The 19,351-nt window shown below is 67.0% G+C and carries 20 protein-coding genes and 1 tRNA gene; 11 read left to right on the top strand and 10 right to left on the bottom strand.

Annotation, left to right across the window (positions count from 1 at the left end):
* Window positions 1–171: 171 nt before the first annotated feature.
* Window positions 172–1,101, top strand: coding sequence for a LysR family transcriptional regulator (locus WK25_RS12060; protein WP_040141486.1), 930 nt, complete (start codon window positions 172–174; stop codon window positions 1,099–1,101).
* Between the two features lie 180 nt (window positions 1,102–1,281).
* On the opposite strand, the gene WK25_RS12055 is transcribed toward WK25_RS12060, so the two are convergent.
* Window positions 1,282–2,181 (bottom strand): SDR family oxidoreductase, encoded by a 900-nt coding sequence (locus WK25_RS12055; protein WP_069241662.1) that lies wholly within the window; start codon window positions 2,179–2,181, stop codon window positions 1,282–1,284.
* A 57-nt stretch (window positions 2,182–2,238) separates the two neighbouring features.
* Window positions 2,239–2,976, bottom strand: a complete 738-nt coding sequence (locus WK25_RS12050) for an SDR family oxidoreductase (protein ID WP_059548786.1) — start codon at window positions 2,974–2,976, stop codon at window positions 2,239–2,241.
* 117 nt (window positions 2,977–3,093) lie between these two features.
* On the opposite strand from WK25_RS12050, the gene WK25_RS12045 reads away from it, so the two are divergent.
* On the top strand, window positions 3,094–3,996 hold the full coding sequence (locus tag WK25_RS12045; protein WP_040141482.1) for a LysR family transcriptional regulator: 903 nt from the start codon (window positions 3,094–3,096) through the stop codon (window positions 3,994–3,996).
* Window positions 3,997–4,024: 28 nt separating this feature from the next.
* Here the strand turns inward: WK25_RS12045 and WK25_RS31200 are convergent, their stop codons facing one another.
* The 4 genes from WK25_RS31200 to WK25_RS12030 all read right to left on the bottom strand — a co-directional run bounded on the left by WK25_RS31200 (window position 4,025) and on the right by WK25_RS12030 (window position 6,702).
* Window positions 4,025–4,192, bottom strand: coding sequence for a hypothetical protein (locus tag WK25_RS31200; protein WP_156432242.1), 168 nt, complete (start codon window positions 4,190–4,192; stop codon window positions 4,025–4,027).
* 152 nt (window positions 4,193–4,344) lie between these two features.
* Window positions 4,345–4,429: transfer RNA gene (locus WK25_RS12040), tRNA-Leu, on the bottom strand.
* Window positions 4,430–4,530: 101 nt separating this feature from the next.
* Complete coding sequence (locus WK25_RS12035) at window positions 4,531–5,688, bottom strand: ABC transporter substrate-binding protein (protein ID WP_059548788.1); 1,158 nt, start codon at window positions 5,686–5,688, stop codon at window positions 4,531–4,533.
* A gap of 72 nt (window positions 5,689–5,760) precedes the next feature.
* On the bottom strand, window positions 5,761–6,702 hold the full coding sequence (locus WK25_RS12030) for a CysB family HTH-type transcriptional regulator (protein ID WP_009689198.1): 942 nt from the start codon (window positions 6,700–6,702) through the stop codon (window positions 5,761–5,763).
* A gap of 216 nt (window positions 6,703–6,918) precedes the next feature.
* Between WK25_RS12030 and WK25_RS12025 the strand changes: the two genes are divergently transcribed.
* The 6 genes from WK25_RS12025 (at window position 6,919) to cobA (ending at window position 13,136) form a co-directional block, all read left to right on the top strand.
* A complete protein-coding gene (locus tag WK25_RS12025; RefSeq protein ID WP_040141480.1) occupies window positions 6,919–8,598 on the top strand; it encodes a nitrite/sulfite reductase in 1,680 nt (559 codons plus the stop codon).
* A 25-nt stretch (window positions 8,599–8,623) separates the two neighbouring features.
* Window positions 8,624–9,181 (top strand): DUF934 domain-containing protein, encoded by a 558-nt coding sequence (locus WK25_RS12020; protein ID WP_040141479.1) that lies wholly within the window; start codon window positions 8,624–8,626, stop codon window positions 9,179–9,181.
* A complete protein-coding gene (locus WK25_RS12015; RefSeq protein WP_069241661.1) occupies window positions 9,178–9,924 on the top strand; it encodes a phosphoadenylyl-sulfate reductase in 747 nt (248 codons plus the stop codon). Before WK25_RS12020 ends, WK25_RS12015 begins: the two co-directional genes overlap by 4 nt.
* Window positions 9,925–9,999: 75 nt before the next feature.
* Window positions 10,000–10,962 carry a sulfate adenylyltransferase subunit CysD gene (gene cysD, locus WK25_RS12010; protein ID WP_069241660.1) on the top strand — a complete coding sequence of 321 codons (963 nt, stop codon included), beginning with the start codon at window positions 10,000–10,002 and terminating at the stop codon, window positions 10,960–10,962.
* Window positions 10,963–10,984: 22 nt separating this feature from the next.
* Window positions 10,985–12,301: a sulfate adenylyltransferase subunit 1 gene (locus WK25_RS12005; protein ID WP_040141476.1), complete on the top strand. Its 1,317-nt coding sequence runs from the start codon at window positions 10,985–10,987 to the stop codon at window positions 12,299–12,301.
* A gap of 85 nt (window positions 12,302–12,386) precedes the next feature.
* The gene (gene cobA / locus WK25_RS12000) at window positions 12,387–13,136 is read left to right on the top strand and encodes a uroporphyrinogen-III C-methyltransferase (RefSeq protein ID WP_040141475.1); all 750 of its coding nucleotides are present in this window, start codon (window positions 12,387–12,389) and stop codon (window positions 13,134–13,136) included.
* A 123-nt stretch (window positions 13,137–13,259) separates the two neighbouring features.
* Here cobA and WK25_RS11995 read toward each other — a convergent pair whose 3' ends face one another.
* Genes WK25_RS11995 through lptF form a run of 3 tightly spaced genes read right to left on the bottom strand, consistent with a single transcriptional unit; the run spans window position 13,260 to window position 15,912 of the window.
* Window positions 13,260–13,643, bottom strand: a complete 384-nt coding sequence (locus WK25_RS11995; protein ID WP_069241659.1) for a sirohydrochlorin chelatase — start codon at window positions 13,641–13,643, stop codon at window positions 13,260–13,262.
* A 25-nt stretch (window positions 13,644–13,668) separates the two neighbouring features.
* A complete protein-coding gene (gene lptG / locus WK25_RS11990) occupies window positions 13,669–14,817 on the bottom strand; it encodes an LPS export ABC transporter permease LptG (protein ID WP_040141473.1) in 1,149 nt (382 codons plus the stop codon).
* Window positions 14,818–14,820: 3 nt separating this feature from the next.
* The gene (lptF, locus tag WK25_RS11985; protein ID WP_069241658.1) at window positions 14,821–15,912 is read right to left on the bottom strand and encodes an LPS export ABC transporter permease LptF; all 1,092 of its coding nucleotides are present in this window, start codon (window positions 15,910–15,912) and stop codon (window positions 14,821–14,823) included.
* A 122-nt stretch (window positions 15,913–16,034) separates the two neighbouring features.
* Between lptF and WK25_RS11980 the strand changes: the two genes are divergently transcribed.
* From WK25_RS11980 to WK25_RS11970, 3 genes are read left to right on the top strand one after another with little or no spacing between them, the layout of a single operon-like run.
* Window positions 16,035–17,546 carry a leucyl aminopeptidase gene (locus tag WK25_RS11980; RefSeq protein WP_069241657.1) on the top strand — a complete coding sequence of 504 codons (1,512 nt, stop codon included), beginning with the start codon at window positions 16,035–16,037 and terminating at the stop codon, window positions 17,544–17,546.
* Between the two features lie 34 nt (window positions 17,547–17,580).
* Entirely contained in the window at window positions 17,581–17,997 is a 417-nt protein-coding gene (locus WK25_RS11975) for a DNA polymerase III subunit chi (RefSeq protein WP_040141470.1), read from the top strand.
* A gap of 25 nt (window positions 17,998–18,022) precedes the next feature.
* Window positions 18,023–18,772, top strand: a complete 750-nt coding sequence (locus tag WK25_RS11970) for a DUF2486 family protein (protein WP_069241656.1) — start codon at window positions 18,023–18,025, stop codon at window positions 18,770–18,772.
* 143 nt (window positions 18,773–18,915) lie between these two features.
* Here WK25_RS11970 and WK25_RS11965 read toward each other — a convergent pair whose 3' ends face one another.
* Window positions 18,916–19,245, bottom strand: coding sequence for a c-type cytochrome (locus tag WK25_RS11965; RefSeq protein ID WP_069241655.1), 330 nt, complete (start codon window positions 19,243–19,245; stop codon window positions 18,916–18,918).
* Window positions 19,246–19,351: the final 106 nt, after the last annotated feature.

Below are 19,351 nucleotides of genomic sequence, written 5' to 3'. Positions count from 1 at the left end.
GCCGTTCGGGCGGTCGCAGCGCACGCGCGGCGCCGCAATGGAGCGTTTGCATGGACAATGGGCGGGTGCGCGAACACAAAGCCGCGCGCCCGTTTTTTTTGTGCCGGGGCTGGCCGCGACGCGCGGCGCTCGCCGGCGACGATCGCCCGAACCCACGTTTTCCGCTCGCCGATGGACAAGCTGGACCAGGTCAGAATCTTCCTTCAGGTTGCCGAGATGGGCAGCTTCATCAAGGCCGCGCATGCACTCGACGTGCCGCGCGCGACGGTCTCGGCGGCGGTCCAGCAACTGGAGGCGGGGCTCGGCACGCGGCTGCTGCATCGCACGACGCGGCAGGTGCAACTCACGGCCGACGGCGCGCTGCTGCTCGAGCGCGGCCGGCGGCTGCTCGCGGAGGCCGACGACCTCGATCGCCTGTTCCGCCGCCGCGAGCGCGACGTGATCGGACGCCTGAGCGTCGACGTGCCGAGCCGGATCGCGCGCCGCGTGATCGCGCCCGCGTTGCCGTCGCTGTTTCGCCGCTACCCGAAGCTCCAGCTGTCGCTCGGCTCGACGGACCGCTCGATCGATCTCGTGCAGGAGGGTGTCGACTGCGCGATCCGGGTTGGGCGGCTCGCGGACAGCAGCCTCGTGGTAAGGCCGCTCGGCCAGTTCGCGCTGATCAACTGCGCGAGCCCCGACTATCTGCGCGAATGCGGCGTGCCCGACCATCCGGATGCGCTCGCGCACGGGCACTGGGCGATCGGCTATGCATCGCCGACGACGGGGCGCGAACTCGCGTGGGAATACTGCACGGACGGCGACCGGCACGTGCTGACGCTGCCGAGTCGCGTGATCGTCAACAACGCGGAGACCTATATCGCCAGCTGCATCGCGGGGATGGGCCTGATCCAGATTCCGCGCTTCGATGTTCAGCATCTGCTCGACGGCGGCGCGCTCGTCGAGGTGATGCCCGGCTATCGCGCCGCGCCGATGGACGTGTCGGCCCTGTACCCGCACCGCCGGCACCGGTCGCGGCGCCTCAACGCGTTCGTCGACTGGTTCGGCGAATTGATGGCGGACGCGTTGAACGAGCCGGGGCCGACGAGCGAAGGCGACTGATCGCGCCCCGCACAGCTCGGGCCTGGCGCGGGCAGCTTTTCACGGAGCGCTGCGAGCGGGGAACGCTCGACGGGGTGGGGCACTTCCCGCAGCGCGAAGCCCCGGTGACGGACGCCGACGCGATCCGTGCGTTCCGCGCCGCCGGGCCGGCGCGCATGAGCCGTCCTGACGCGCTGCGGATCAGCCGCCGACGCGCGGCGCGAGCAGGTCGGCGAGGCCGATGTTCCTGAACATCTCGCGGCGGATGCGATCGCCGACGCGGAACACTTCCTCGGCGCCGTCCTGGGACGGATCGATGAACACGCGATACGGGCGCTTGCCGCGCGGCGCGGCGACGATGTCGACGATTGCCGTCGCGACGGCGCCGGCATCGGCGTCCGCCGGTTCGAGCGCCGCAAGCGCTGTCAGCGCCTGTGCGGCGACGCCCGTGTACGGGCCATGGTCGTAGTCGGCCTGGACGGCCGCAGCGGCCGGCCTGCCTGCGTGCGCGAAGTGATTGGTCCCCTGCGTGAACGCACCCGGCACGACGATCGACGTCTCGATCCCCCACCGCGCAAGCTCGGCCGCATAAGACACCGCGAGCGAATCCATCGCGGCCTTCGCGGCGAAGTAGGGGGCGAGGAACGGCGGCGTGCCGCCGCGTGCCGACGAGGACGACACCCACACGAGCAGGCCGCGGCCCTGGCGACGCAGGTGCGGCAGCGCCGCGCGGTTCACGCGCTGGGTCGACACGACGTTGACGTCGTAGAGCTGCGCGAGCTGGTCGGGCGTGAACGCTTCGGCGGGCCCCAACACCATGTGGCCGGCGTTGTGGACGACGACGTCGAGGCGGCCGTTGTCGGCGATCACGCGTTCGATCGCGCTGGCGACCGAGGTATCGTCGCTGACGTCGAGTTCGACGGTACGCAGATCCACACCGTGCTCTTGCGCATAGGTGGCGACCGCGGCGACGCACGGCGCGTTGCGGCCGGTACTCTCGCGCATCGACGCATAGACCGTATGGCCGGCGCGGGAAAGTGCCTGGGCGGTCAGCAGGCCGAAGCCGCTGGACGCGCCCGTGACGAGAATGACTTCCTTCATGATCGATCTCCGGAAAGCGGGTGAGGGAGGCTGTGTCGCGCGGTATCCCGGCGTGCCTCAGCACATACCGCCGTTGGCGCGCAGGATCTGGCCGTTGACCCACGCGCCGTCCGGGCCGGCGAGGAACGCGACGACGCCGGCGATGTCGTCGGGCTGGCCCAGCCGCTCGAGCGGGTTCAGTTTCGCCATGCGGTCGATGAGCTCCGGGCTCTTGCCGTGCAGGAACAGCTCGGTCGCGACCGGCCCCGGCGCGACGGCATTCACGTTGATGCGGCGGCCGCGCATTTCCTGCGCGAGCACCTGCGTCATCGCCTCGACGGCCGCCTTGGTCGCGATGTATGCGCCGTAGGTCGGCAGGCGCATGCCGATCACGCTCGACGTCAGGTTCACGATGCGACCGCCGTCGCGCACGCGCTTCGCGGCCTCGCGGCTGACGTTGAACGCACCCTTCAGGTTGATCGCGACGGTTTCGTCGAACACGGCGTCGCCGAGTTCGGCGAGGGGTGCGAGCTTCATGATGCCCGCACTGTTGACCACCACGTCGATGCGGCCGAATGCTTGCTCGGCTGCGTCGAACAGCGCGGCCACGGCGGCCGGATCGACGACGTCGGCTTGTACCGCGACGGCCTCGCCGCCGTCGGCGGCGATCGCGTCGACCACTTCGCGGGCCGCACCGGCGCTGCCCGCGTAGTTCACGACGACGCCGAAGCCGTCCCGGGCCAGACGACGCGCGATTTCCGCGCCGATGCCGCGCGACGAGCCCGTGACGAGGGCGACCTGTTTCGATGTGCTCATGTCCTGCTCCTTGGCGAGTAAGTGCCGGGGAATCCGGCGACAGGATTAATGTAGGCGCCCTCGATCAATAAAAATAATGAATAATGATCAGATCATGAATGACTAAAAGTATGTCTCATGGCATTCGACAGCAGACTTCTGAGCGGAATCGGCGTGCTTTCGGCGGTGATCGAGGCGGGCACCTTTGCACGTGCGGGCGAGGCGATGGGGCTCACGCAGCCGGCGGTGAGCCGGGCGGTCGCGCGGCTGGAGGAGCGCGTTGGCATCCGGATCTTCAACCGGACCGCGCGCGCGATCACGCTGACCGACGAAGGGCGGCGGTTCTACGAGGCAGTAGCGCCGCTGCTGGCCGGCATCGAGGAGGCCGCTGTCGACGCCGGTCGTTCGCGGGCGCGCGTCAGGGGGCGGTTGCGGGTCAACGTGGACGGCACCTTCGGCCATTACGTGCTGGCGCCGAGGATGGCCGAGTTCCTCGATCGTTTCCCCGAGCTGTCGGTGGAGATCAGCGTGCGCGACCGGATGGGCGACCTCGTGGCCGACGGATTCGACGTGGCCGTGCGCTTCGGCATTCCGGAGCCGTCGTCATACCGTGCGCGGCTGCTGCTGGAGACGCGCGTGCTTACCTGCGCGTCGCCCGGCTACGTCGCGCGTCACGGCGAGCCGGGCCACCCGCGGGATCTCGCGAGCGGCCATCGCTGCGTGCTGATCCGCGATCCGGTGACGGGGCGGCCGTACGACTGGGTATTCCATCGCGGCAAGGACGTGGTGCCGGTCGACGCGACCGGCCGGCTGATGGTCAACGATACGGGCGGGCTGCTCGGCGCGTGCCTGGGCGGCGAGGGCGTCGCGCAACTGCTGGCGCTCTACGCGCGGGACATCCTCGCCGACGGGCGACTGGTTCAACTGCTGCCGGAATGGGCGGACGAGACGTTTCCGCTATATGCGTATCACCACGCGTCGAACCTGGTTGCCGCGAAGGTCCGCGTGTTTCTCGACTTCGTGCGCGAACTGACGGCCTGAGCGCGCGCGGCGGCGCGACGCGCGGCGATCATTCGGTGCGGTGCGGGACGTCGTCCGGGAACGGATAGGGCGCATGCGGGCCCGGCCAGTCGGGCACGGGCGGGGCGGTCAGCACGTCGCATCCGCACAGCGCGAGCAGCAGCATGGCGGCGAGCATGCGGGCGCGCAGCGGGGATGACATCTTGCGGATGAACATGGGCTGCCTCGGTGCCGCGTATTCGTCATGATGCTTCGACCACCGCGCGCGGCCGCGCGTTGCGTCGCGTGGGGCGGAAAACAAAAAACCCGCGAAGCGGCGAGCTGCGCGGGTTTCGACAGGTGCAGCGCATGACGCTGCAGAAGAAATACTGGTGCCCAGGGCCGGAATCGAACCGGCACGCCTTGCGGCGGGGGATTTTGAGTCCCCTGCGTCTACCAATTTCACCACCTGGGCTTGCTTCCGGCCACGCATCCATCGATGCGGACTGTGCGCGGCGAAACGCGGATTATGGCGTAAAACCGGCCGCCGGGCAAGCAGCGCTGCCCGGCGGCGCACTACTGGCTCAAGTACACGAACTGCCCGTGCTTGACGATCCCCATTACGCTCGCGCGCTGATCGAGCCCGACGTGATCCTTGTCGCTCGTATTCACGACGCCGTTCGGCACGACGAGCTCATGCGCGCGTTCGAGTTCGCGCCGCAGCGCCGCGCGGAAGGCCGGCGTGCCGGGAGGCGCGCCCTTCAGCGCGCGGCCGACCGCGTCCGCGAGTCGCGGGTACACGCCCGCCGCGTCGCCCGCGAACTGCGTGACGGTACCCGCGCCGTATTTCGCTTCATATGCGTCGACGAACGCCAACGCGGCCTTACGTGCCGGATGATCGGCCGGCAGCGTGCGCGCGACGACGACCGGCTGCGTCGGGAACAGCGTCCCGTCGACGTCCTTGCCGCCGAGCTTGATGAATTCGGGCGTCGCAATTCCGTGCGTCTGGTAGATCGCGCCCTTGTAGCCGCGCTCGATCAGCGTGCGCTGCGGCAGCACGGCTGGCGTGCCCGAGCCCGCGATCAGAATCGCGTCGGGCTTCGCCGCGATCAGCTTCAGCGCCTGGCCGGTGACGCTCGCGTCGGTGCGGTTGAAGCGCTCCGTCGCGATCACGCGAATCTTGCGCACTTCCGCGAAGCGCGTGAACTCGTTCAGCCAGCTGTCGCCGTAACTGTCCGCGAACCCGATGAAGCCGACCGTCTTCACGCCATGGTTGGCCATGTAGCGCGTCATCACGTCGGCCATCGCGCTGTCGCTCTGCGCCATCTTGAACGCCCAGGTCCGCGCGCCTTCCTGCGGCTCGACGATCGCGCCCGAGCCGACCAGCGTGATCATCGGCGTCTGGGCGCCGGCCACCGCATCGAGCGCCGCCAGCGCGGCCGGCGTGATGTTCGGGCCGACGACGACGTCGACGTGATCCTCGTCGACCAGCTTGCGGATGTTGCGCACGGCAGTGCCCGGATCGGACGCATCGTCGAGCACCGTCACCTGCACCGGCTGCCCGGCGATCGTCTTCGGCCACATCAGGATCGCATTCTTGCTGGTGATGCCGATCGCCGCGGCCGGGCCGGTCGACGACAGGTCGACGCCGACCTTCAGGTCGGCATGCGCGGCCGCGCAGGCGAGCACGAGGGCGGCGCCGGCGGCGCGGCGCAACAGGGCGGGAAGCGTCATGCGGGTATCTCCTTCTGCGTCGGGCAACAAAAAAAGGGGCGCGATGTGCGCCCCGGTGTTCTTACCTGTCCGTCAAAGCTCGTACGATTCGGATTCGCCCTTGAGCGCCTGCTCGATCAGCTTCCGGTTCAGCGTCGGCGACAGCAGTTCGACGAGCGTATACACATAGCTGCGCAGGTAGGCCCCCTGCTTGAGCGCGACGCGCGTCACGTTGCTGCCGAACAGGTGGCCGACCGGAATCAGCCGCAGGTTGCGGTCGCGCTCGGGGTTGAACGCGATGTCGGCCATGATCCCGACGCCGAGACCCAGCTCGACGTAGGTCTTGATGACGTCCGCGTCGATCGCCTCGAGCACGATGTCGGGCGACAGCCCGCGCAGCGCGAACGCGTGATTGATCTTCTTGCGGCCGGCAAACGCGTCGTCGTACGTGATCAGCGGGTACTGCGCGAGATCGTCGAGCGTGACCGGCTTGCGCTCGAGCAGCGGGTGATCGGCCGGCACGACGGCCGCGTGATGCCACTGGAAGCAGGGCAGCGACACGAGTTCCTTATAGTCGGCGATCGCCTCGGTCGCGATCGCGAGATCGGCCTGGTCGTGGATCACCATCTCGGCGACCTGCGTGGGGCTCCCTTGCAGGATCGACAGGTGCACCTTCGGAAAGCGCTTCTTGAACTCGGCGATCGCTGCCGGCAGCGAGTAGCGCGCCTGCGTGTGGGTTGCCGCGATCGTCAGGTTGCCCTGATCCTGCGCCGCATAATCTTTCCCGACCCTTTTAAGGCTTTCGACCTCCTGCAGGATCCGCTCGACCGATGCGAGGATGATTCTGCCCGGCTCGGTCAGCGAGCGCACGCGCTTGCCGTGCCGTGTGAAGATCTCGACGCCGAGCTCGTCCTCCAGCTCGATGATCGCCTTCGATACCCCCGGCTGCGACGTGTACAGCGCCTTGGCGGCCTCGGTGAGATTGAAATTCTGCCGGACGGCCTCGCGCACGAAGCGAAATTGGTGCAGGTTCATTTATAACCCTTCCGCATATCAACAGAATTTTTTAGTCGTTTGAAATATAAGGGGAGTTTATTACGATTCACCGGAGTTTTTCAAATATGGATATCTGTTTTCGTCATTAGCAATCCAGTCGGGCCGCGGAAGGCTCGCGATAGCGGCGGAACGGAGATTCGGGCGCGACGTGGCTAGGACGTCGCGCGGTCACCACGAAAACCCTGGGGTCCCCGAATGTATCAGTACGACCAGTACGACCAGACGATCGTCGACGAGCGAGTCGCGCAGTACCGCGATCAGGTGCGCCGCCGCCTGTCGGGCGAATTGAGCGAAGACGAGTTCCGTCCGTTGCGCCTGCAGAACGGGCTGTACATGCAGCGCCACGCGTACATGCACCGCATCGCGATTCCGTACGGCAACCTGCGCAGTGAGCAGCTCCGCATGCTCGCGCGCATCGCGCGCGAGCACGACCGCGGCTACGGCCACTTCTCGACGCGCTCGAACATCCAGTTCAACTGGGTCGAACTCGAAGAGACGCCCGAGATCCTCGCGAAGCTGGCGTCGGTGCAGATGCACGCGATCCAGACGTCGGGCAACTGCATCCGCAACATCACGGCCGACCAGTTCGCCGGCGTCGCGCAGGACGAAGAGATCGATCCGCGCCCGTGGGCCGAGATCCTGCGGCAGTGGTCGACGTTCCATCCCGAGTTCGCGTGGCTGCCGCGCAAGTTCAAGATCGCCGTGTCGGGCTCGAAGCATGACCGTGCGGCCGTCCAGATCCACGACCTGGGCGTGTATCTGAAAAAGAACGCGCAGGGCGAAGTGGTCGCGAGCATCCTCGCGGGCGGCGGCCTCGGCCGTACGCCGATTGTCGGTGCGGTGATCAAGGAAGACCTGCCGTGGCAGCACCTGCTCACGTACTGCGAAGCAGTGCTCCGCGTATACAACCGCTACGGCCGCCGCGACAACCTGTACAAGGCGCGGATCAAGATCCTCGTGAAAGCGCTGTCGCCGGCGAAGTTCGCGCAACAGGTCGACGAAGAGTGGCAGCACCTGAAGGACGGCCCGTCGACGCTCACGCAGGCCGAAATCGACCGCGTGTCGCAATACTTCTTGCCGCCCGTCTACGAGAAGCTCGCCGACACCGACGCGTCGTTCGAACAGCACCTGCTCGAGAACAAGGCGTTCGCACGCTGGGTCGAGCGCAACGTCGCGCCGCACAAGGTGCCGGGCTATGCGGCGGTCACGCTGTCGCTGAAGGACCACCGCGTGGCCCCGGGCGACGCGACGGCCGAGCAGATGGACCTGGTGGCCGACTGGGCCGACGCATATTCGCTCGGCGAACTGCGCGTGTCGCACGAGCAGAACCTGATCCTCGCGAACGTGAAGAAGCGCGACCTGTTCGCGCTGTGGGAAAAGGCGAAGGCGGCCGGTTTCGCGACGCCGAATATCGGCCTGTTGACCGACATCATCGCGTGCCCGGGCGGCGACTTCTGCTCGCTCGCGAACGCGAAGTCGATCCCGATCGCGCTCGCGATCCAGCAGCGTTTCGACGATCTGGACTACGTGTACGACCTCGGCGACCTGTCGCTGAACATTTCCGGTTGCATGAACTCGTGCGGTCACCATCACGTGGGCAACATCGGCATTCTCGGCGTCGACAAGGACGGCGCCGAGTGGTATCAGGTGTCGCTCGGCGGTGAGCAGGGCACGGGCCGCAACGGCGCGCGCCTCGGCCGCGTGATCGGGCCGTCGTTCTCCGCCGAAGAGGTGCCGGACGTGATCGCGAAGCTGATCGACACGTTCGTCGAAGCGCGCATCGACGGCGAGCGCTTCATCGACACGTACGACCGCATCGGCATCGCGCCGTTCAAGGAGCGCGTGTATGCGGCGCGCCAGGCAGTGAACGCGTAACCAACCGGGTACAAGGAATTTGCAGATGGCTTCGATTATCAAGAACCGCGCAGTGATCGACGACGCATGGCAGGTCGTGCGCGCGGCTGAAGACGGCGCACTGCCCGCGGTCGACGCATTGCCGGCCGGCAAGGTGCTGGTGCCGTTCGCGCTGTGGCAGGCCGAGCGTGCGACGCTCGTCGCTGCGAAGACGAAGGACGAACTCGGCGTGTGGCTCGCGCCGGACAGCGAGCCGGCCGATCTGGTGGCCGACTTCGGTGCGATTTCGCTGATCGCCGTCGATTTCCCGCGCTTCGCGGACGGCCGCGGCTACAGCATCGCGCGCCTGCTGCGCGAGCGCCACGGCTGGACCGGCGAGTTGCGCGCGATCGGCGACGTGCTGCGCGACCAGCTGCTTTACATGTCGCGTTGCGGCTTCGACGCGTTCGCGGTGCGTGCCGACAAGGACATCCGCGACGCGCTGAACGCGTTCACGGAATTCACGCAGCGTTACCAGGGCGCGTTCGACGAGCCGGCGCCGCTGTTCCGCCGCCGTGCTGCCGCGGCCGATGCAGCGACGCCCGCTGCAAAGGTGAACGCATGAGCACCGCCAACGCACTCGCGCCCGAACTCGCCGCGAAGATCGAGCGCCTCGACACGCTGCTCGCGCAGATCGGCGCACGCCACGACAAGGTCAAGCTCGCGAGCAGCCTCGCCGCGGAAGACATGTTGCTCACGCACGCGATTCTGTCGAAGCAGGTGCCGATCGGCATCTTCTCGCTGAACACGGGCCGCCTGCATGCGGAGACGCTCGGCATGATCGACCGCGTGCGCGAGCGCTACGGCTACGAGATCGAGCAGTTTCACCCGCTGCAGGACGCGGTCGACCAGTACGTCGCCGAGCACGGTCTGAATGCGTTCTACGAAAGCGTCGAGCTGCGCAAGTCGTGCTGCCATATCCGCAAGGTCGAGCCGCTGAACCGTGCACTCGCCGACGTCGGCGCGTGGGTCACGGGACAGCGTCGCGAGCAGTCGGTCACGCGTGCGGAGCTGCACGAGGAAGAACAGGACGAAGCGCGCGGGATCGCGAAGTACAACCCGCTCGCCGACTGGACGGAAGCCGACGTGTGGGCGTACCTCAAAGCGTTCGACGTGCCGGTGAATCCGCTGCACGCGCGCGGCTATCCGAGCATCGGCTGCGAGCCGTGCACGCGTGCGATCCGCCCCGGCGAGGACAGCCGCGCGGGCCGCTGGTGGTGGGAGTCGCGCGACACGAAGGAATGCGGGCTGCACATCACGACGATCACGCCGATTCCCGCGAATGCCGAAGCCGGCGCCGCGCACTGAAAGCCGACAAGAAACCGAATATTGCGCCGCCTGCGACAGCGGGCGGCACGAACCCAGAAGAGAAGGACTGAAATCATGAGCACGACGCTCGAGCAATCCGCCTTTGCCCCGCCCGCCGGTGCCGACAACCGGATGGGACACCTCGACTGGCTCGAAGCCGAGTCGATCCACATCCTGCGCGAACTGGTCGCCGAGTGCAGCAAGCCGGCGCTGTTGTTCTCGGGCGGCAAGGACTCGGTCGTCGTGCTGCATCTCGCGCTGAAGGCATTCGGTCTCGGCGCGAACCGCAAGACGACGCTGCCGTTCCCGCTCGTGCACATCGACACGGGCCACAACTACGAGGAAGTGATCGCCTTCCGCGATCGCCGTGCGAAGGAACTCGGCGCCGAGCTGGTGATCGGCCACGTCGAGGACTCGATCAAGCGCGGCACGGTCGTGCTGCGCCGCGAAACCGATTCGCGCAACGCCGCGCAGGCCGTGACGCTGCTCGAGACGATCGAGCAACACGGCTACACCGCGCTGATCGGCGGCGCGCGCCGCGACGAAGAGAAGGCGCGCGCGAAGGAGCGGATCTTCTCGTTCCGCGACGAATTCGGCCAGTGGGATCCGAAAGCGCAGCGTCCGGAACTGTGGAGCCTGTACAACGCACGCCTGCACAACGGCGAGCACCTGCGCGTGTTTCCGATCTCCAACTGGACCGAACTCGACGTGTGGCAGTACATCGCGCGCGAAAACCTCGAACTGCCGTCGATCTACTACGCGCACCAGCGCGAGATCGTGCGCCGCAACGGGCTGCTCGTGCCGGTCACGCCGCTCACGCCGATGCGTGAAGGCGAGACGAGCGAGATCGCGCAGGTCCGCTTCCGCACGGTCGGCGACATCAGCTGCACGTGCCCGGTCGCGAGCGACGCGGACGACGTCGAGAAGATCATTGCCGAGACGGCGGTGACCGAGATCACCGAACGCGGCGCGACCCGGATGGACGACCAGGCGTCCGAAGCGGCGATGGAACAGCGCAAGAAGCAAGGTTATTTCTGAAGCACACGAGGACATTCACACCATGAGCATCATCGAGAACACCGAAGACCTCGGCGTGCTGCGTTTCATCACCGCGGGCAGCGTCGACGACGGCAAAAGCACGCTGATCGGCCGCCTGCTGTACGACAGCAAGGCCGTGCTGTCCGACCAGCTGTCCGCGCTGTCGCGCGCGAAGAACAAGCGCACCGTCGGCGACGAGATCGACCTCGCATTGCTGACGGACGGGCTCGAAGCCGAACGCGAGCAGGGCATCACGATCGACGTCGCGTACCGCTATTTCGCGACCGCGAAGCGCAAGTTCATCATCGCCGACACGCCGGGCCACGAGCAGTACACGCGCAACATGGTGACGGGCGCATCGACCGCGCACGCGGCGATCATCCTCGTCGACGCGACGCGCGTGACGGTCCAGAACGGCGTCGCCGAACTGCTGCCGCAGACGAAGCGCCACAGCGCGATCGTGAAGCTGCTCGCGCTGCAGCACGTGATCGTCGCGATCAACAAGATGGATCTCGTCGATTACAGCGAAGCGCGGTTCAACGAGATCCGCGACGCGTACGTCGCGCTCGCGAAGCAGCTCGGGCTGAATGACGTGCGCTTCGTACCGGTGTCCGCGCTGAAGGGCGACAACATCGTCGGCGCGAGCGAGCGCATGCCGTGGTACGCGGGCGAACCGCTGCTCGACGTGCTCGAATCGCTGCCGGTCGAGACGCAGGCGCACGATGCGCTGCGCTTCCCGGTGCAGTGGGTCGCGCGCCAGGACGGCAGTTCGGCCGACGATTTCCGCGGCTACATGGGCCGCATCGAGTCGGGCGAAGTGAAGGTCGGCGACACGATCGTCGTGCTGCCGTCGAACCGCACCGCGACGGTCGCCGAGATCATCGCGCCGGTGCCGGGCGGCACCGCGGCGGTCCCGCACGCGTTCGCGGGGCAGACGGTGACGATTCGCGTGGCGGAAGACGTCGACGTGTCGCGCGGCGACATGTTCGTGACGACCGCCGAGCCGGTCGCGCCGGCGAAGAAGCTCGAGGCGGACCTGTGCTGGTTCGACGAGACGCCGCTGTCGCCGCAGCGCAAGTACCTGCTGAAGCAGACCACCAGCACGGTGTTCGCGAAGATCGGCGCGGTGAAGGAAGTGCTCGACGTGCATACGCTGTCGCACGCGACCGACCGTCAGGAACTGAAAATGAACGACATCGGACGCGTGGCGCTGACGCTGCAGAAGCCGATCGTCTGCGATACGTACGATGCGCATCCGGGCACGGGCGCGTTCGTGTTGATCGACGAGGCGACGCACCATACGGTCGCCGCCGGCATGATCCGCGCGTTCTCCGCGTAAGCGGCATGACCGGCGTTGACCGCCGCCGTCGCGGCGGTGCGCGCCGGCTGCCATCGGCATGAGCAGGACGAGTGAAGCGACAAACATGGGCAAGGTGTATCTGATCGGCGCAGGGCCGGGCGCAGCGGACCTCATCACAGTGCGCGGGATGCGGCTGCTCGAGCAGGCCGACGTGGTGCTGCACGACGCGCTCGTCGAGCCGGCGATGCTCGACTACGCACCGAACGCGCGCAGGATCGCGGTCGGCAAGCGCTGCGGGCAGCGTTCGACCGCGCAGCACTTCATCAACAAGCAGATCGTCGATGCAGCCCGCGAGCATGCATGCGTCGTGCGGCTGAAGGGCGGCGATCCGATGTTGTTCGGTCGCGCCGAAGAGGAAATGCGCGCGCTGGAAGCGGCCGGCATCGACTACGAGATCGTGCCGGGCATCACCGCGGCGCTGGCCGGCGCGGCGACGCTCAAGCGTTCGCTCACGTTGCGCGGTGTGTCGCGCAGCGTGGCGTTTGCGACGCACAGCCGCGCGCCGGGGAGCGACGAGATCCGCGAGGCCGCGCGCGCCGATTCGATCGTCTACTACATGGGCCGCGACAGCGCGCCCGGCATTGCGCAGGAACTGATCGACGCCGGCCGTGCGCCCGCGACGCCCGTCGCGATCGTCGAGGCGTGCAGCACCGCACGCGAGCGCACGCTGACGCTGACGCTCGCGCAGATGGCCGCTGGCGACGCGCAGGCCTGGCTCGACCCGGCCGAACCGAGCCTGCTGATGATCGGCGATGCATTCGCCGAGCGCGCGCCGATCGCGAAATCGGGCGATGCGTTGCGCAATGCCGCTTGAATCGGCGGGGCGGTCCGATCGGCAAACGTCGCGGCGATGAGTCCGGCACGCAAAAAAAAGAGCGCTGGCTATGGAAGCCAGCGCTTTTTTGTTTGGGGTGGCCGGGTCGGGCCGCCGAGTCGCTTACGCGTCGCGCTCGACCTGCTCGATGCAGTAGCGTGCGATCGCATCGAGCACGCCGTCGTCCTCGCCGACCGCCGTCGCGCAGCGGATGTCGACGCCCGGATGCGCGGCGCGGCACGCGTCGACGAACTGCGGCAGGTCGCGGCGGACATGGCCGCCCTGGCCGAAGAACACCGGCACCACGGTGATGCGCGTGCATCCGGCCGCGACCTGCGCGGCGACGGCCGTGTCGAGCGACGGCGTCATCAGTTCGAGGAATGCGAGCGACACGTGCGGCGCGGGCGCGCCCGCGCCCCGCAGTCTTGCGGCCAGCCGTTCGAACGGGTCGGCCCAGCGCGGATCGCGCGCGCCATGGCCGAACAGGACGATGCCTTGCGAACTCATGTCGAAGCCTCCGTCGTGACGGCGCTCAATGCCGGTCGACCCACTTCAGCGCGAACAGGCCGAGCGCGAGATAGATGAGGCCCGGCGTGGCCGCGGTCAGCGGCGCCGGCCAGGTATTGAGCGTGCCGATGTGCGAGAACAGCGTGTTCAGCAGCTGGAAGCTCATCCCGAGCATGATGCCGCCGAACACCTTCACGCCGACCACGCCGGCGCGCGTATGCAGATACGCGAACGGCAGCGACAGCACGAGCATCACGAACACCGCGAACGGGTAGAGCAGCTTGCGCCACAGCGCGATGTCGTAGCGCTGCGTATCCTGCTGGTTCTCGCGCAAGTGCTGGATGTAGCGGAACAGGTTGATCAGCGACATGCGCTCCGGCGACACGAGCAGCACCGACAGAATCTGCGGCGTCAGATCCGAGCGCAGCCGGTATTCGGGCAGCGTCACCTGCTGCGACCGGTACACGGGGTTCAGCGCGTCGGCCGGCTCGCCGCTGACCGGCTTGATCGGCGTCAGTTCGGTTTCCGTCACGCCCTTGAGCAGCCAGTGGCCGGGCGGCTCATAGCTGCCCGTCTGCGCGATCCGCACGTTCTGCAGCTGGAATTTCGAATCGAACTCGTAGATGCGCACGTTGCTGATCGTCGAATCGGGCGACAGGCTGCCGACGTTCACGAAGCGCGTGACCTGATCGCCGTTCTCCCGGGCCGCGAGCGTGTCCTTCACCCACACGCCCGACTGGAAGTTCGACGACACCGACGCGCCGAGCGCCTGCAGTCTCACGCGTTCGGACAATTGATCGGCGTACGGGCCGACGAATTCGCCGATCAGGTAGGTGACGATCACGAGCGGAACGCCGATTTTCAGCAGCGAGCGCAGCGCCTGGTTGGTCGCGAGACCCGACACGCGGAAGATCGTGAATTCCGAGTTCGCGGCCATCTGCGCGAACACGTAGATCGCGCTGATCAGCGCGGCGACCGGGATGATCTCGTAGAAGCGCGACGGGGTTTGCAGCGCGACGCGCAACACCGCGTAGCCGAACTTGTAGTTGCCGTGCCCGACCGAGTTCAGTTCGTTGATCAGGTCGAAAAAGAAGAACAGGCCCGAGAACGCGAACAGGATGAAGACGAACGTGATGTAGATCTGCCGCGCGAAGTATTTTTCATAGAGCCGCATCGATCATGCTCCCGAGCGGCCGAACAGCGCGCGTGTAAACAGCGGACGATTGCGCACCCGCAACCAGAAAATGAACGCGACGATCGCCGCGACGATCACGTGCAGGCCGACGAGGCCGACGCCGAACGACATCTTGCCCTGTTCGATTTGCGCCTGCACGACGTTCAGCAGATTCGAATAGGTCAGGTAGATCAGCACGGCCATCACGAGGTTGATGGTACGGCTGCGGCGCGGGTTCTGGTACGACAGTGGAATGCCGAGCACCATCAGGTTGATCGCGATCAGCGGCAGCCCCGCGCGCCATGCGAATTCGGCGAGATTGTTGCGCGTCGGATCGCGCAGCAGGTCCGGCGTCGACGTGCTGTTGGTGGTCGGCACGTTGGTGACCGGCGTGCTCGTGATCTTCACGCCGTAGCGCTGGAATTCCATGATTTTGAAGTTCGGCTGGCCGGGCGTGCCGTCATAGCGGCGGCCGTCTTCCAGCACGACGAAACGGTCTCCGTCGCGCGTCTCGGTATGGCCCGTATGCGACACGACGACGTTGACCTTGCCGTTCTCGGTCGACGTGACGAACACGTTCTGGACCTTGCTCTGGTCCGGCGACATCTTTTCGATGAAGAACACGCGATGGTTCGACGCCGATTCGCGGAACTGGCCGGGCGCAAGCAGCGAGATTTCGTCGCGCTGCTGGAAGCGCGCCTTGATCATCTTGCTTTGCTGGTTCGACCACGGCCAGCCGACGAACGCGAAGAATGCGATCAGCAGGACGATCGGCGTCGCGAACACGCCGATCGGCTTGATCAGGCGCGTGAGGCTTACGCCCGACGCGAGCCAGACCACCATTTCGGAGTCCCGGTACCACCGGGTCAGCACGAACAGGATCGACACGAACAGCGTGACGACGAGCATCACGGCCAGATAGCCGATCACGGTCAGGCCGATCAGCACGAGCACGTCGCGCGGATCGATTTCGCCGGACGCGGCATAGCCGACGATGCGGATCATCATCGTCGTGAGCATGATCGTGAGCAGCACCATGAACACGGCGCCAGCCGTATACGCAAGCTCGCGCTGGAGGGAGCGTTCGAAGATCATTCTTGATGAGAAGAGGGCGGGAGGCTGCGCACGCGTGGTGGAGCGCTCGCGCCGCCACGGGAAAAATAGAGGATAATTGCGGCTTTCATCCTTAGCCCAGATTTTATCCGAGGACAAGCGCGATGGACTTTAGCATAAAAGGCTGTGATTGGAGCAAAGGCGAGGCCAAGGGGTTCCTGACCGGGAAGTCCGATTGCATCGTGCTCGGCATCTTCGAGGCGCAGACGCTCTCCGGTGCGGCGCTCGACATCGACACGGCGACCAAGGGGCTCATCTCGCGCGTGGTGAAGGCCGGCGACATGGACGGCAAGCGCGGCAAGACGCTGTTCCTGCATGAAGTGTCGGGCATCGGCGCATCGCGCGTGCTGCTGGTCGGCCTCGGCAAGCAGGATGCTTTCAATCAGAAAGCCTATAACGATGCGGTCACGGCCGCATGGCGCGCGCTGCTGGCGACCAAGGTCGTCCAGGTCACGTTCTCGCTCGCGCAACTGCCGGTCGACGAGCGCAGCTCCGACTGGGGCGTGCGCGCCGCGATCCTCGCGCTGCGCAACGAGACGTACCGCTTCACGCAGATGAAGAGCGAGCCGGAACCGGCGTCGCACACGCTCAAGCGCGTCGTGTTCAGTGTCGACCCGGCGGACGAAAAGGCTGCGAAGGTTGCGATCAAGCAGGCCGTCGCGCTCGCGAACGGGATGGACCTCACGCGCGACCTCGGCAACCTGCCCGGCAACGTGTGCACGCCGACCTATCTCGGCAACACCGCGAAGAAGATCGCGAAGGATTGGGGCCTGAAGGCCGAGGTGCTCGGGCTGAAGCAGATCCAGGCGCTGAAGATGGGTTCGTTCCTGTCGGTCGCGCGCGCGTCGGTCGAGCCGCCGCAGTTCATCGTGCTGCACTACCAGGGCGCTGGCGCGAAGGCCGCGCCGATCGTGCTGGTCGGCAAGGGCATCACGTTCGACACGGGCGGCATCTCGCTGAAGCCGGGCGAGGGCATGGACGAAATGAAGTACGACATGTGCGGCGCCGGTTCGGTGCTCGGCACGATGCGTGCGGTCGCCGAAATGGGCCTGAAGATCAACGTCGTCGCGATCGTGCCGACCTGCGAGAACATGCCGGGCGGCAACGCGACGAAGCCGGGCGACATCGTTACCAGCATGAAGGGGCTGACGATCGAGGTGTTGAACACCGATGCCGAAGGCCGCCTGATCCTGTGCGACGCGCTCACATATGCGGAACGCTTCAAGCCGGCAGCCGTGATCGACGTCGCGACGCTGACGGGCGCGTGCGTGATCGCGCTCGGCGCGCACAACAGCGGCCTGTTCTCGAAGGACGATGCGCTCGCGGGCGAACTGCTCGACGCATCGCGCGAAGCGAACGATCCGGCGTGGCGCATGCCGCTCGACGACGAATACCAGGAACAGCTGAAGTCGAATTTCGCGGACATCGCGAACATCGGCGGTCGTCCGGCCGGCGCCGTGACGGCCGCGTGCTTCCTGTCGCGCTTCACCGAGAGCTACCCGTGGGCGCACCTGGACATCGCGGGCACCGCGTGGAAGGGCGGCGCGGCGAAGGGGGCGACGGGACGTCCGGTGCCGCTGCTCGCGCAGTTCCTGATCGACCGCGCCGGCCAGTGATGGAGGCAGTCAAGACGATGCGGGCAAGCGGGCAATGACGCGAATCGATTTCCATTCGAACGTCGGCGATTCGCTTGCGTATGCATGCCGGCTGCTGCGCAAGGCCTATCAGGCAGGGCAGCCGGTCGTCGTGCTCGCGGAGCCCGCGCGCCTGCGCGCGCTGGACGAGCGGCTGTGGACGTTCTCGCCGCTGGATTTCATCCCGCACTGCAGCGTCGACAGCGCGCACGCGGCGAGCACGCCGATCGTGCTGACGACGGACCTCGCCCAGGCGCCGCATCATCACGTACTGCTGAACCTGGGCGCGACCGTGCCCGCGCAGTTCGCACGCTTCGAGCGCCTGCTCGAAGTGGTGGGCAATGCGCCGGACGAACTTGCCGCGGGCCGCGATCGCTACCGCTTTTACCGCGATCGCGGCTACGCGCTGAACAATTACAAGCAGGGCGGCTAGCCGAAACCGTCGACGGAGCGCACCCGTGACACAACCCGAATCCCCTTCGATCCCGACGCTGACCGACGTGCTCGTGCCGGGCAAGCCGGTGCCGGCGCCGGCGCGTTCGGACGCGGCCGATGCGCCGCCGCGTGACGATGCCGCCATTCCGGTGCTGACCGATGTGGTTACGTCGGGCCTTGCGACCCGTGTGTCCGGCGGATTCCCACACGAACGAACGGACCCCGAATTCGTCGTGGTCGAGCCGGTCCCGACGCCGGAAGTGCCGGCCACCGAATTGCCGGGCGATAGCGACGCGCCGGCGCAGCCGGGCGCGGCCGGGCACGTCGTCGCGCACGAGCCGGCGTCCGCGCTGGCGCCGCTGCGGTCCGTGCTCGGCGCCGAGGATCTGCAACCGCCCGGTATGAGCGCGGCGCCGGCAGATGACGACGCGATGCTGCACCGGGAAACCACGCCGGCTGCCGGCGCGCTCGTCACCGATCATCTCGCCGGCGGTGTGTCCGGGGCGGCTGCGCCCGCAGCCGCGGTGCTGACGCCGGAAGATGCGCAGCACATCGCCGAGCGCCTGCGCAATCGGCTCACGAATTATCTGACCGGGGAAGGGCGCGACGCTATCGAAGCCCGCTGCCGCGACGCGCTGCACGACCATACGGCCTGGCTTGTCGGCCAGATCACGCGCGAGGTGGCGCTGGCACTTGAAACCGAAGTGATGGAGTGGGTTCGCGACGCGGTCGATGAAGAGATCGCGCGCCGCCGGACCGGTCATTCGGGCTGACGTCTGCCGCCGCCGCGTGTGGGCGAACCGCACGCGCGGGTTCCCTCCGCATCGGCGATGTCGGCGCGATGCGCCAACAATGAAGTGCGTCGAGCGGTGCGCGGCGAACGGCGACGCGTACTGGCGCGCAGCTCGTTAACGGCTCAGTGCAGCGACATCACCCACTGCGCGAGCGTATGCGCTTCGGCGCTCGTCAATTGCGTGTTGGCGGGCATCGGCACGCCGCCCCATACGCCCACACTGCCCCTGACGATCGATTGCGCAAGGTAATCGACGGCGTCGGCGCGCATCGCGTACTTGCCGGCGATGTCGTGGAACGACGGGCCCATCAACGGCTTGCCGACCGCATGGCATGCCATGCAGTTTTTGCGCTGCGCGAGCGCGACCCCGTCGCCGGCCAGGTCGGCATGCGCGGCGGTCGCGCTGCCGGTCAGCAGCGCGACGAGCAGCGCGCGCAATATCGTCTGTTTCATGCGGTTCTCCGCCGGCGGGGACGGCCGGCTTCACGGTCCGCGCATTATAAGAGCAAAGGGAACCGCCGTTCTGCGCGTTTCCGCCGCGGCGGTCCGCAATGGGGTC

Origin of the sequence: Burkholderia latens (assembly GCF_001718795.1) — a bacterium.
Lineage (GTDB): Bacteria > Pseudomonadota > Gammaproteobacteria > Burkholderiales > Burkholderiaceae > Burkholderia > Burkholderia latens_A.
Note: the sequence above shows the minus strand (reverse complement) of the source record. Positions and strands in the feature narration are given on the sequence as shown.